The sequence below is a fragment of the Paraburkholderia ribeironis genome (assembly GCF_900019265.1).
Taxonomy (GTDB): Bacteria; Pseudomonadota; Gammaproteobacteria; order Burkholderiales; family Burkholderiaceae; genus Paraburkholderia; species Paraburkholderia ribeironis.
The window spans coordinates 26,118-38,466 of sequence record NZ_CYGX02000047.1 but is presented as its reverse complement, the minus strand read 5'-3'; the positions used below and the strand labels follow the sequence as shown (position 1 = coordinate 38,466).

Below are 12,349 nucleotides of genomic sequence, written 5' to 3'. Positions count from 1 at the left end.
CGCATTTAAGTACTATTAATAGTATTATTCACCACATATTGGTCAGGTGGCGGTCGTCGCCGGGCGCCATCGCGGCGGCGGCGTCGCAACCGCAGCACGGCTGGCTTGGCTCCTGCGGGGTCCGGTTTGCCATCAATCGCGCCGCAAGGGCGTTGGGAGAGAGCTATTCAGCATGATCTGCATGGGCGAGTCGCCCATTTGCTGGCGACCGCGATTCTGCGCGGCGACTACGCGCCCGATTCGATCCTGCCGCGCGAAGCGGAGTTGATGGAAACGTTCGGCGTGAGCCGCACCGTGTTGCGCGAGGCGCTGCGCACGCTGACCTCGAAAGGGCTGATTGAGTCGCGTCCGCGCGTCGGTACGCGCGTGCGGCCGAAGCCCGCATGGAACCTGCTCGACGTCGACCTGCTCGATTGGTACTCGCGCGTCGCCGAGCCGATGGCGTTCGCGCTCAAGCTGCAGGAGATGCGCGAGATGATCGAACCATACGCTGCGGGTCTGGCGGCCGCTTCACACACGGCCGACACGTTTCGCGCGCTGGCGGCCGCCCATACGGCGATGGTGGCGGCGCGCAATGTCGATGAATGGGTGCGTGCCGATCTGCAGTTTCACTTGAGCGTGTTGACCGCGTGCAGCAACGAATTGCTGATTCCGCTCGGCACGCTGATCGAGCGCACGCTCGAGGCGCAATTGCGGCTGAACGCGAAACGCGCGGACGTGTTCAATGCGTCGCTAGCCGAGCATACAGCCGTGTTCGACGCGATTCGCGATCGCGATGCCGTGGCAGCGCGCGCGGCGATGGCGTCGTTGCTGGGTGTGACGCGTGGGCGGATCGAAGGATGAAGAGGGCTGTCGAGGCGCAGCCGCTTTCGCTCACGCTCTTGCGTTGCGGCGATCAGTCCATCGCGGCATGCGCCACCGACGCATCCGGCGCCCTGCCTGAAGGGCGAATCAACAGCAACAGCGGGATCACTAGCAGCGTCGCCATGAACATCAGCTTGAAGTCGTTCAGATAAGCGATCATCGACGCCTGCTGCGTAATCGACGCGTTCAGTGCCGCGATGTCATAGTTCGAGCCGCTGTGGAGCATCGGCTGGATCGCCGGATTGAACGGCGTGACGTTCGCCGCGAGATCCGCGTGCGAGATTTGCGTGTTGCGCGTCATCAGCGTCTGCACGATTGAAATGCCGATACTGCTGCCAATATTGCGCATCAGGCTGTACGTCGCGGTGCCGTCCGCGCGCAGTTCCGGCGCGAGCGTCGAGAAGGTCAGCGCGCTCAGCGGCACGAACACGAGACCGAGTCCGAAGCCCTGGATCACGCCGGGCCAGATGATGTCCGACGCCGACAGCACGATCGTGTATTGCATCATCTGCCACAACGCGAACGCCGAAATCAGAAAGCCGGCCAGCAGCAATAGTCGCGCGTCGAACCGCTTCAGCAGGCGCCCGGCGAGCAGCATCGCGACCATCGTGCCCGCGCCGCTCGGCGCGGTGACGATGCCGGTGGTCGCGACCGGGTAGTTCATCAGGCTTTGCAGCATCGGTGGCAGCAACGCACGCGTCGCGTACATCACCGCGCCGATCACGAAGATGAAGAAGGTGCCGGTCGCGAAGTTCGGGTCCTTCAGCAACTTGTACTTGAAGAACGACTTCTCGCCGACCGTCGCCGTGTGCACGAGGAAGAACGCGAAGCTGATCGCCGCGACCAGCGCCTCGATGATGATTTCGGTCGACGCGAACCAGTCGAGCTGTTCGCCGCGATCGAGCAGCGCCTGCAATGCGCCGATCGCCAGACCGAGCGTGATGAAGCCGAACGCGTCGAACTTGACGTCGTGTTTGGGCTCGCGCGTGGGCAGGAAGGTCGCCACGCCGAACAGCGCGAACGCGCCGATTGGCACGTTGATGAAGAACACCCAGCGCCAGTTGTAGCTGTCGGTGAGCCAGCCGCCCAGCGTCGGACCGAGAATCGGTCCGACCATCACGCCCATGCCCCACACCGCCATCGCCTGGCCCTGCTTTTCGCGCGGATTGATGTCGAGCAGGATGGACTGCGACAGCGGCACCAGCGACGCACCGAATATCCCTTGCAGCAAGCGCGACGCAACAATCTGCGTCAGCGTTTCAGACAACCCGCACAGCGCCGACGACACAGTGAAGCCGCCGATCGCGACGATCAGCAGGCGCTTCACGCTCAGCCGGTCGGACAGCCAGCCGGTGAGCGGCGTGGCGATCGCGGCGGCGACGATGTACGAGGTCAGCACCCAGGTGATCTCATCCTGCGACGCGGACAGCGCACCCTGCATATGCGGCAGCGCCACGTTGGCGATCGTGCTGTCGAGCGTCTGGATCAGCGTCGCGAGCATGATCGAGATGGTGATCATGGGCCGGTTGAGCGGTGCGGCTGCGCTCGCCGGCGAGGAGACAGAGGACATGGATGGGCGGCGGTCGTCGATATAGTAAGCATGCTTATTATATCGACGAGGCGGGAGCTCGTCATTGGGAGTTGTGCGCACAATGAATTGCGCACCCGACGACACTGGAAGACACAGGGTTTTCGTATAATCCGCGCATGAAAACCCAACTCGAAGAGCGCTTCGGCTTTCTGGTTCACGACGTCGGCCGGTTGGCGGGCAAGCGGTTCGACGATCTTGCGAAATCGTCGGTGGATCTGACGCGCGCACAGTGCCGCGTGCTGTCCTATCTCGCGCATTACGGCGACATCAATCAGGCGCGGCTGGCCGATCTGCTCGAAGTTGCGCCGATTTCGGCGGGGCGTCTGCTGGACCGGATGGAGGAGGGCGGCTGGATCGAACGGGCGGCCAATCCGCAGGACCGTCGCGAGCATCAGGTGCGCATGACGGCGAAGGCCGAGCGCACGCTCGGCAAAGCGCGCAAGGTGGGCGATGAAGTCGCGCTCGAGGCGCTCGACGGCTTCACCGCCGACGAGACGGCGCAACTGATCGGGCTCTTGCAGCGGGTGCGCGGCAATCTGAGCCGGCTGGTGGATCGGTGATGCGTGTTCGTGTGGCGAGGCGGTGGCCCGCGCCGATCAGTGCGCGGGCTAACAGAGTTACTTCAAGGATTACTTCGAGGGTTACTTCGATTCGGCGGCGGGCGGCGTCCCCGACGGCGGCGCCAGTTCGAAACAGGCGGGCGGCGCAGTGGGCGTTTTCGCTCTCGCGTCCGACTGCTGCGGATCGATGCATTTGAACGCGCTCTGATCGCGCTGGACGAAGATCGTGTCGGCGGGCCCTGCGTTGCCATGCGCGCCGCTCACGACCGCGACGATCCGGTAGCCGTCCTGCAGCAGCGTGGAAAGGGTGAGCTGGCTGGTGCGCCACTGGCTGTCGGGCGGGGTCTGCGCTTGAGCGGCTAACGTCGACGCAGTGCCGAGCAGCGCGATGGAAGCGGTAGCCACGGCGAGCGCGGCGGTGCGGAACGTCATCAAGAGATCTCCTTGAAGTTGCAATCGGGAAAGCCAAATCAAAAAAGCCGCTGAACCTTGAGGATCAGCGGCTTTTTCTTGCAACTGGCGATTTGGTGATGGTAGCACGATGGTAGGGCGACTACGGTGGGGAGACGGTATCGCACGCGCCGACCGAGGCGGTGAAATTCGCAGCCTTGGCGTTTCCTCTAGCGTGATCGGGAGGCGCTTGAAAAGGCGCTTTGCCTTGTTGAGTTGTCGAGTCAGCTTGCCCCGATCCGTAAGCCATCTGTGTGACGACGGCAGGGGACGAGCCAAAACAACCAACACAAAAAAGCCGCTGCCCTTGCGGGACAGCGGCTTTTTTTGAAGCTGGTGGCGAATCAGGGATTCGAACCCCGGACCTGCGGATTATGATTCCGTCGCTCTAACCGACTGAGCTAATTCGCCGAAAGAAGCGAGATTATGCTGACCGCACCGGAGGCTGTCAACCCCCGGCGCGCAACTTTTTTAAGGCTGTCCGGCGATCAGCTAGTTCAGTCCTTTGCGTAGATGTCCGAGTCCTTGGTTTCCCTGACGAACAGCATGCCGATCACGAAGGTGATCAGCGCGATTATGATCGGATACCACAGCCCCGAGTAGATGTTGCCCTTCGCCGCGACGATCGCGAAAGCCGTCGCTGGCAGGAAGCCGCCGAACCAGCCGTTGCCGATGTGATACGGCAGCGACATCGACGTATAGCGAATGCGCGTCGGGAACATCTCCACCAGCATCGCCGCAATCGGGCCGTAGACCATTGTCACGTAGATCACGAGGATCGTCAGGATCACCACGCTCATCGGCCAATTGATCTGCGACGGATCGGCCTTCGGCGGATAGCCGGCGGCCTTCAATGTCGCAGCGAGGGTCTTCTCGAACAGCTTGCCTTGCTCCTTCGCGTCGGGAGCCCGGCCGTCAAACGTGTTGACCACCGTGTCGCCGACCCTGATCTGCGCCTGCGTGCCCGCCGGCGCCGCGACGTTGTCGTAGTTCAGGCCCGCCCTCGACAGCGCGCTCTTCGCGATGTCGCACGAACTCGTGAACTTGGCCGTACCGACCGGGTTGAACTGGAACGAGCACTCTGACGGATCCGCGATCACGACGATCGGCGACTTTGCGGTTGCGGCTTCCAGCGCCGGATTCGTGTAGTGCGTCAGCGCCTTGAACAGCGGGAAGTACGTCAACGCGGCGATCAGCAGGCCGACCATGATGACCGGTTTGCGGCCGATGCGGTCCGACAGCGAGCCGAAGAACAGAAAGAACGGCGTGCCGATCAGCAGCGCGATCGCGATCATGATGTTGGAGCTGCTGCCGTCGACCTTCAGCGTCTGCGTCAGGAAGAACAGTGTGTAGAACTGGCCGGTGTACCAGACCACGGCCTGGCCGGCGGTCAGGCCGACCAGCGCGAGAATCACGACCTTCAGATTTTTCCATTGGCCGAACGCTTCGGACAGCGGCGCCTTGGAGGTCTTGCCCTCGGCTTTGATGCGCTCGAACACCGGCGATTCATGCAGTTGCAGACGAATCCACACCGACACCGCTAGCAGGATGATCGACAGGATGAACGGAATGCGCCAGCCCCATGCGCCGAACGCGTCTTCGCCCATTGCCGTGCGTACGCCGAGAATCACCAGCAGCGACAGGAACAGGCCGAGCGTGGCGGTCGTCTGGATCCACGCGGTGTAGAACCCGCGGCGTCCCGCCGGCGCGTGTTCGGCCACGTAGGTTGCGGCGCCGCCGTACTCGCCGCCAAGCGCGAGGCCTTGCGCCATGCGCATCGCGATGAAGAGCACCGGCGAAGCAATGCCCATCGCCGCATAGCCAGGCAGGAAGCCGACGAGGAAGGTCGACAGGCCCATGATCACGATCGTGATGAGGAACGTGTACTTGCGCCCGACCATATCGCCGAGCCGACCGAACACGATCGCGCCGAACGGCCGGACCGCGAAGCCGGCGGCGAAACTGAGCAGCGTGAAAATGAAGGCGGCAGTCGGATTGACGCCGGAGAAGAAGCTCTTGCTGATGAAGGCCGCGAGCGAGCCGGCCAGATAAAAGTCGTACCACTCGAAAACCGTGCCCAGCGACGATGCGAAGATTACCCGTTTCTCCTCGCGCGTCATCGGCACGGGCGAGATCTGCCCGCCAACAGTAGCCATATGTCGTCTCCAATATTGATATGCACGCGAACCACCCTGAAGGCATTCCCGTGAAACCGATTATTGGAGTGGAAACTTACGGCGTACTGACGCGGCACGGGTAAATGGCGCGGCTCCAAAAGGCATGGAAGGGCGGGCAATATCTGTCAAATTGCCGCTATATTGCAATAAGATCCATCAAAATCTCGGTAAACGGCGCGACTGCCGCTTTGCGCTCAAGACGCGTTAGGGTAAGTCCCGCCCCCGTTCGTGCACACGCAGGCTGACACGTACCAGCGTCCCCGCGAGCCGCGGCGACTCCTGATAAACGTTGTCGTCGATCGTCAGTTCGCCGCCGTGCACGGCCGCGATCTCGCGCACGATCGCCAGCCCGAGGCCGCTGCCGTCGCCTTCGCGACCGAGTATCCGGTAGAAGCGCTCGAGCACCCGTGAGCGCTCGGCGGCCGGAATGCCGAGGCCGGTGTCCTCGACTTCCAGATGCACGCGCCGCGCCGCCGCGTCGTGCCTCACCCTGACGGTAATGCGCCCTCCCGGCGGCGTGTAGCGGATCGCGTTATCAATCAGGTTCGACAGCATTTCGCGCAACATGACCTGATTGCCGTCGACTTCGACCGGCTCGTCGGGCGCTTCATAGCCAAGGTCCATCTGCTTCGCGAGCGCGGCTTGCACCCAGTCGCGCACCGCGTTGCGCGCGACCTCGCCCACTTCGACCGGCGTGAAGATTTGCCCCGACATGCGGTTTTCCGCGCGCGCCAGCGCCAGCAGCTGTGTGACGAGCCGCGCGGCGTGCTCCGAACTGGTCGCGATCTGTTCGAGCGAGCGGTGCACTTCGGCCGACGCATCTTGACGCAGCGCCAGTTCGGCCTGGGTGCGCAGGCCGGCGAGCGGCGTTTTCATCTGGTGCGCCGCGTCGGCGATGAAGCGCTTTTGCAGCTCCATGTTCTGTTCGAGGCGCGTCAGCAGATCGTTGAACGAGGTCACCAGCGGCTCGATCTCCGGCGGCGCCCGGCGCGCTTCCAGCGGCGACAGATCGTCCGGGCGGCGCGCGCGGATGTGCGCCTGCAGCGCGTGCAGCGGCGCGAGGCCGCGCGACAGGCCGAACCAAACCAGCAGGATCGCGAGCGGCAGGATCACGAACTGCGGCAGGATCACGCCTTTGATGATGTCGTTGGCAAGCTGGCTGCGTTTGTCGAGCGTTTCGGCGACCTGCACCAGCACTGGCTGTGCGCCCGGCGTCTGCGGAAACTCGACGGTCGTGTAGGCGACGCGGATATCGTTGCCGCGCAGCACGTCATCACGGAACTCGACGATGCCCGATTGCGGCCGGTCCTCTTCATGCGGCAGCGGCATGTCACGCTCGCCGGCGACCAGTTCGCCGCGTGTGCCGAGCACCTGGTAGAATACGCTGTCGACGTTGTCGGTGCGCAGAAAATCGCGGGTGGAATCGGGCAGCGACAGCTCCGCCACGCCGTTGACCGGATGAATCTGGCGCGCGAGCACGTAGGCGTCGGTCTCGAGCGCGCGGTCGAACGGCCCGTTCGCGATCGACTTGGCGACCAGGTAGGTGACAGCGAGGCTCATCGGCCACAGCAGCAGCAACGGCGCCAGCATCCAGTCGAGAATCTCGCCGAACAGCGAACGCGGGCGCGCTGCGGCGGCGGCTTCGGTTTCGTCGGGCGGAGCGAACGGATTGGCGTAGCGCTCGTCGCGAGCCTCGTCGAGGTCCGCCGCGTGCGCCGTGGCGCGGTCTGCGCGCACGGACATAGATGTCCTCTATTTGTAGTGGTGACTCGCCGGCATCGCGCCGGTCGGCGGCGAAGCGGGTGATTCAGGCGCGGCGGGGGCGGGCGCTGCGCTCGCCCCCGCCGCGCCTGTGCTCGCGGGCGGCGGCGCTTTTTCGAGGCAGTAGCCGAGGCCGCGCACGGTGATGATGCGTACGCCGCTCGGCTCGATCTTCTTGCGCAGGCGGTGCACGTAGACCTCGATCGCGTTGTTGCTGACTTCCTCGCCCCACTCGCACAGGTGGTCGACCAGTTGCTCCTTCGAGACCAGTCGGCCGATCCGTTGCAGGAGCACTTCGAGCAGGCCGAGTTCGCGCGCCGACAGGTCGATCACCTGGTCGTTCACATGGGCGATCCGGCCGACCTGGTCGAACGACAGCGAGCCGTGCCGCACGACCGTCGGGCCGCCGCCCGCGCCGCGCCGGGTCAGCGCGCGCACGCGTGCTTCGAGTTCGTTCAGCGCGAAGGGCTTCGCCATGTAGTCGTCGGCGCCGAGATCGAGGCCCTTGACGCGTTCGTCGACGCTGTCGGCGGCGGTCAGGATCAGCACCGGCAGGTTGGAATTGCGGGCGCGCAGACGGCGCAGCACCTCGAGGCCCGACATGCGCGGCAGGCCCAGATCGAGAATCAGCAGGTCGAAAGTCTGCATCGACAGCGCGGTGTCGGCTTCGACGCCGTTCTTCACATGATCGACCGCATAGGCCGATTGGCGGAGTGATCGAACCAGACCGTCCGCGAGTATGCTGTCGTCTTCGGCAATCAGAATTCGCATGATGCGCCAACCTGGCTTGCTGGCACCGAGGGTGCCCGGCGCACAGCGGTCTCCGAAAATGATTGTGGGTAGTTTGGACGACGCGACAGTAAAAATGCGCGTTCGCATGAGAATCGCGCTTGCCAAAACTACTGTTTTTTTATACAGTATCTGAGTTTCGTGTGCTGTCCTTCATGGATAAGTTGAATCCGGTTGAAATTGGGCCGCACACCTGCCTCAGACGCCGTTCATCATAGCAAAGGACGATTCATGGAAGAAAGCAAGAAAGGCTCGGCTGGACTGACTGCTGAAAAGAGCAAGGCATTGGCTGCCGCGCTCGCGCAGATCGAAAAGCAGTTCGGCAAAGGGTCGGTCATGCGGCTCGGCGCAGGTGAGGCAGTCGAAGACATCCAGGTGGTCTCAACCGGATCGCTCGGTCTGGACATCGCACTGGGCGTCGGCGGTTTGCCGCGTGGCCGTGTGGTCGAAATCTATGGCCCGGAATCATCCGGTAAAACCACGCTGACGCTGCAAGTCATCGCCGAAATGCAGAAGCTCGGCGGCACGGCGGCGTTCATCGACGCGGAACACGCGCTGGACATCCAGTACGCGGGCAAGCTCGGCGTGAACGTGGCCGACCTGCTGGTGTCGCAGCCGGACACGGGCGAACAGGCGCTCGAAATCGCCGACGCGCTGGTGCGCTCGGGCTCGATCGACATGATCGTGATCGACTCGGTCGCGGCACTCGTGCCGAAGGCGGAAATCGAAGGCGAAATGGGCGACTCGCTGCCGGGTCTGCAAGCGCGCCTGATGTCGCAAGCGCTGCGCAAGCTCACCGGCACGATCAAGCGCACGAACTGCCTCGTGATCTTCATCAACCAGATCCGCATGAAGATCGGCGTGATGTTCGGCAATCCGGAAACCACTACCGGTGGTAACGCGCTGAAGTTCTACGCGTCGGTGCGTCTGGACATTCGCCGGATCGGTTCGATCAAGAAGAACGACGAAGTGATCGGCAACGAAACGCGCGTGAAGGTCGTCAAGAACAAGGTGGCGCCGCCGTTCCGCGAAGCGATTTTCGACATCCTGTACGGCGAGGGTATTTCGCGTCAGGGCGAAATCATCGATCTCGGCGTGCAGGCCAAGATCGTCGACAAGGCCGGCGCATGGTACAGCTACAACGGCGAGCGGATCGGTCAGGGCAAGGACAACGCGCGTGAATTCCTGCGCGAAAATCCGGACATCGCTCGTGAGATCGAAAACCGTATCCGCGAATCGCTGGGCGTCAATGCGATGGCCGAAGCAGTGACCGGCGCAGGCGCCGAAGTCGCGGACGAAGAAAAGTAACCATCACGTGATGCGCAAGGGCCGGCCGTTGTCCAATGTAGGACGCCATCCGGACGGCCCGTGCGAGGAAGGCGACGATTCGTTCGATCCGTTCGAATCGTTCGACGCACACGACCGCGCCGCGGGCCACAGCCCGCGACGCACGCAGTCTGAATCATCGTCGCCCACTGTCTCGGATCCTTCCGAGACCACCTACACCCGCTCGCGCCGCATCCCAGGCGAAGCGAAGCCGGGGCAAGACGAAGCCCAACAATCCCAACGGCCCGAGCGCTCGCTTAAAGGGCGTGCGCTCGGTTATCTGTCACGTCGTGAATACAGTCGTGTCGAACTCGCACGCAAACTGAAACCGTTCGTCGAGGAAAACGAGTCGCTCGACGCGGTACTCGACGCACTGGAAGCCGAAAACTGGCTGTCCGACTCCCGTTTCGCGCAAAGTCTGATTCATCGGCGTTCATCGCGGCTGGGCGCGAGCCGGATCGTCGGCGAACTGAAACAGCACGCGCTCGACCAGGCGCTCGTCGAAGAGGCCAGCGCGCAATTGCGCGAGACCGAATTGGCACGTGCTCAAGCCGTCTGGCGCAAGAAGTTCGGCCAGCGTCCCGCCACCCCGGCCGAGCGGGCCAAGCAGGCGCGCTTTCTGGCGACGCGGGGTTTTTCGGGCGCTACGATCGGCAAAATCCTTAAAGGCATCGACGAGACATTGAGCGACGAATAGTGGCGCAGCGTTGCCGCCCGCGCGAGCCGCAAGGGCCTTTTGCGCATTCCGACCTGTCTCAAAAACCCGATATGCTAAAATTCACGGGTTTTCCAATCCGGCCTTTCCTTCCCGCATGCCGCTTTCTCCGCCAGCGTCCCGTCAATTGCGCCACCGTCGCGCAATCAGAGCGGAAGCCTATGAGCGTGCCGATGGCCTGTGGGATGTGGAAGCGTGCTTGACCGACGAAAAGCCACGCGATGTGGCGCTTGCGTCGGGCGTCCGGCCCAATGGTCAACCGATCCATGAACTCTGGCTTCGCATCACCATCGATCGCAAGCTCAATGTCGTCGACGCCGAGGCGTCGTCCGACTGGGTGCCCTATCCAGGGTTGTGCGAGGCCAGCAATCCCGCCTACCGTGCCCTCATCGGGCTCAATCTGTTCAACAACTTCCGTCGCGATGCTGCCCGTTTGCTGGCCGGCACGGCCGGTTGCACGCATCTCACCGAGCTGTGCGCAATGCTGCCGACCGCTGCCATCCAGGCGTTCGCCGGCGATGTGTGGAACACCAATGACGGCACGCCGGGCGCGAACGCGGGTTCAGGAGACGAATCGTCGGACAGCACAGACGAGCATTCCAACGATAAACCGCCATTCCAGCTGGGACGCTGCCACGCGCTGCGTTTCGACGGCGAGGCGGTGCAACGGTTTTATCCGCGCTGGTATGGCCACGCACCGCGTTCAGCGGATCGCGCGACATCGTCAGGCGACGGGGCGGTCCGCCAGACAGGCGAGGGCGGCAACGCGTCCGGCATGAACGACGGCAGCGGAAACAAAGTTCAATCCAACTCTCAGACTGAAGGGAATCACGCATGAAGATTCACGAGTACCAGGGTAAGGAAATCCTGCGGAAATTCGGCGTCGCGGTACCGCGCGGCAAGCCGGTCTTCTCGGTGGATGATGCGGTCAAGGCCGCGCAAGAGCTGGGCGGCCCGGTATGGGTCGTGAAGGCTCAGATCCACGCGGGTGGCCGTGGCAAGGGCGGCGGCGTGAAGGTCGCCAAGTCGCTGGACCAGGTTCGCGAATACTCGAACCAGATCCTCGGCATGCAGCTCGTCACGCACCAGACCGGTCCGGAAGGCCAGAAGGTGAACCGCCTGCTGATCGAAGAAGGCGCTGACATCAAGAAGGAACTGTATGTCGGTCTCGTGATCGATCGCGTTTCGCAGAAGATCGTCGTGATGGCATCGAGCGAAGGCGGCATGGACGTCGAAGAAGTCGCGGAAAAGACGCCTGAGCTGATCCACAAGGTTGCCGTCGACCCGTCGACGGGCCTGAAGGACGCGGAAGCGGACGACCTCGCGAAGAAGATCGGCGTGCCTGACACATCGATTCCGCAAGCGCGCGCCATCCTGCAAGGTCTGTACAAGGCGTTCTGGGAAACCGACGCATCGCTGGCCGAAATCAACCCGCTGATCCTGACCGGCGACGGCAAGGTGATCGCGCTGGACGCCAAGTTCAACTTCGATTCGAACGCACTGTTCCGTCACCCGGAAATCGTTGCGTACCGCGATCTGGACGAAGAAGATCCGGCTGAAGTCGAAGCATCGAAGTTCGACCTCGCGTACATCTCGCTCGACGGCAACATCGGCTGCCTCGTGAACGGCGCTGGCCTCGCGATGGCAACGATGGACACCATCAAGCTGTTCGGCGGCGAACCGGCGAACTTCCTGGACGTGGGCGGTGGCGCCACGACCGAGAAGGTCACTGAAGCGTTCAAGATCATGCTGAAGAACCCGAACCTGACCGCGATTCTGGTCAACATCTTCGGCGGCATCATGCGCTGCGACGTGATCGCGGAAGGCGTGATCGCGGCGTCGAAGGCCGTGTCGCTGAAGGTGCCGCTCGTGGTTCGCATGAAGGGCACGAACGAAGACCTGGGCAAGAAGATGCTCGCCGAATCCGGCCTGCCGATCATCTCGGCGGACAGCATGGAAGAAGCGGCTCAGAAGGTCGTCGCGGCCGCTTCGGGCAAGGCTTAAGCCAACCGTCCACAGCGGATTTACGAGGCGCATTTACCAGCGCTTTTGCCAGGTTGACGAATGGCGGCGCGCGAGCGACGCGGGCGTGGAACATCGCGCTGCGTGGCGCTTG

11 protein-coding genes and 1 tRNA gene are annotated in these 12,349 nt (G+C 63.1%); 6 read left to right on the top strand and 6 right to left on the bottom strand.

Going from position 1 to position 12,349, the window contains the following annotated elements:
• Positions 1–126: 126 nt before the first annotated feature.
• Complete coding sequence (locus BN2475_RS20995) at positions 127–843, top strand: FadR/GntR family transcriptional regulator (RefSeq protein ID WP_245841445.1); 717 nt, start codon at positions 127–129, stop codon at positions 841–843.
• Between the two features lie 52 nt (positions 844–895).
• Here BN2475_RS20995 and BN2475_RS20990 read toward each other — a convergent pair whose 3' ends face one another.
• Complete coding sequence (locus BN2475_RS20990) at positions 896–2,434, bottom strand: DHA2 family efflux MFS transporter permease subunit (RefSeq protein WP_094781423.1); 1,539 nt, start codon at positions 2,432–2,434, stop codon at positions 896–898.
• A 137-nt stretch (positions 2,435–2,571) separates the two neighbouring features.
• On the opposite strand from BN2475_RS20990, the gene BN2475_RS20985 reads away from it, so the two are divergent.
• Positions 2,572–3,015 (top strand): MarR family winged helix-turn-helix transcriptional regulator, encoded by a 444-nt coding sequence (locus BN2475_RS20985; protein ID WP_094781422.1) that lies wholly within the window; start codon positions 2,572–2,574, stop codon positions 3,013–3,015.
• Between the two features lie 81 nt (positions 3,016–3,096).
• Here BN2475_RS20985 and BN2475_RS20980 read toward each other — a convergent pair whose 3' ends face one another.
• From BN2475_RS20980 to BN2475_RS20960, 5 genes are all read right to left on the bottom strand, one after another.
• Entirely contained in the window at positions 3,097–3,447 is a 351-nt protein-coding gene (locus tag BN2475_RS20980) for a hypothetical protein (RefSeq protein ID WP_094781421.1), read from the bottom strand.
• Positions 3,448–3,799: 352 nt separating this feature from the next.
• Positions 3,800–3,876: transfer RNA gene (locus BN2475_RS20975), tRNA-Met, on the bottom strand.
• 86 nt (positions 3,877–3,962) lie between these two features.
• Positions 3,963–5,621, bottom strand: coding sequence for an MFS transporter (locus BN2475_RS20970; protein ID WP_094781420.1), 1,659 nt, complete (start codon positions 5,619–5,621; stop codon positions 3,963–3,965).
• Positions 5,622–5,846: 225 nt separating this feature from the next.
• Entirely contained in the window at positions 5,847–7,385 is a 1,539-nt protein-coding gene (locus BN2475_RS20965) for a sensor histidine kinase (protein WP_094781419.1), read from the bottom strand.
• Between the two features lie 9 nt (positions 7,386–7,394).
• Positions 7,395–8,174 (bottom strand): response regulator transcription factor, encoded by a 780-nt coding sequence (locus BN2475_RS20960; protein ID WP_094781574.1) that lies wholly within the window; start codon positions 8,172–8,174, stop codon positions 7,395–7,397.
• A 249-nt stretch (positions 8,175–8,423) separates the two neighbouring features.
• On the opposite strand from BN2475_RS20960, the gene recA reads away from it, so the two are divergent.
• The 4 genes from recA to sucC all read left to right on the top strand — a co-directional run bounded on the left by recA (position 8,424) and on the right by sucC (position 12,237).
• Positions 8,424–9,500 (top strand): recombinase RecA, encoded by a 1,077-nt coding sequence (gene recA, locus BN2475_RS20955; RefSeq protein WP_094781418.1) that lies wholly within the window; start codon positions 8,424–8,426, stop codon positions 9,498–9,500.
• A gap of 7 nt (positions 9,501–9,507) precedes the next feature.
• Entirely contained in the window at positions 9,508–10,215 is a 708-nt protein-coding gene (recX, locus tag BN2475_RS20950) for a recombination regulator RecX (RefSeq protein ID WP_094781417.1), read from the top strand.
• A 115-nt stretch (positions 10,216–10,330) separates the two neighbouring features.
• Positions 10,331–11,071: a DUF2889 domain-containing protein gene (locus BN2475_RS20945; protein ID WP_094781416.1), complete on the top strand. Its 741-nt coding sequence runs from the start codon at positions 10,331–10,333 to the stop codon at positions 11,069–11,071.
• Positions 11,068–12,237, top strand: a complete 1,170-nt coding sequence (sucC, locus tag BN2475_RS20940) for an ADP-forming succinate--CoA ligase subunit beta (RefSeq protein WP_094781415.1) — start codon at positions 11,068–11,070, stop codon at positions 12,235–12,237. The genes BN2475_RS20945 and sucC overlap by 4 nt, the downstream gene beginning before the upstream one ends.
• Positions 12,238–12,349: the final 112 nt, after the last annotated feature.

Coding starts and splice junctions, on each gene's coding strand:
- BN2475_RS20990 (WP_094781423.1), bottom strand. CDS start 2,434: ATGTCCTCTGTCTCCTCGCCGGCGAGCGCAGCCGCACCGCTCAACCGG.
- BN2475_RS20985 (WP_094781422.1), top strand. CDS start 2,572: ATGAAAACCCAACTCGAAGAGCGCTTCGGCTTTCTGGTTCACGACGTC.
- BN2475_RS20980 (WP_094781421.1), bottom strand. CDS start 3,447: ATGACGTTCCGCACCGCCGCGCTCGCCGTGGCTACCGCTTCCATCGCG.
- BN2475_RS20970 (WP_094781420.1), bottom strand. CDS start 5,621: ATGGCTACTGTTGGCGGGCAGATCTCGCCCGTGCCGATGACGCGCGAG.
- BN2475_RS20965 (WP_094781419.1), bottom strand. CDS start 7,385: ATGTCCGTGCGCGCAGACCGCGCCACGGCGCACGCGGCGGACCTCGAC.
- BN2475_RS20960 (WP_094781574.1), bottom strand. CDS start 8,174: ATGCGAATTCTGATTGCCGAAGACGACAGCATACTCGCGGACGGTCTG.
- recA (WP_094781418.1), top strand. CDS start 8,424: ATGGAAGAAAGCAAGAAAGGCTCGGCTGGACTGACTGCTGAAAAGAGC.
- BN2475_RS20945 (WP_094781416.1), top strand. CDS start 10,331: ATGCCGCTTTCTCCGCCAGCGTCCCGTCAATTGCGCCACCGTCGCGCA.
- sucC (WP_094781415.1), top strand. CDS start 11,068: ATGAAGATTCACGAGTACCAGGGTAAGGAAATCCTGCGGAAATTCGGC.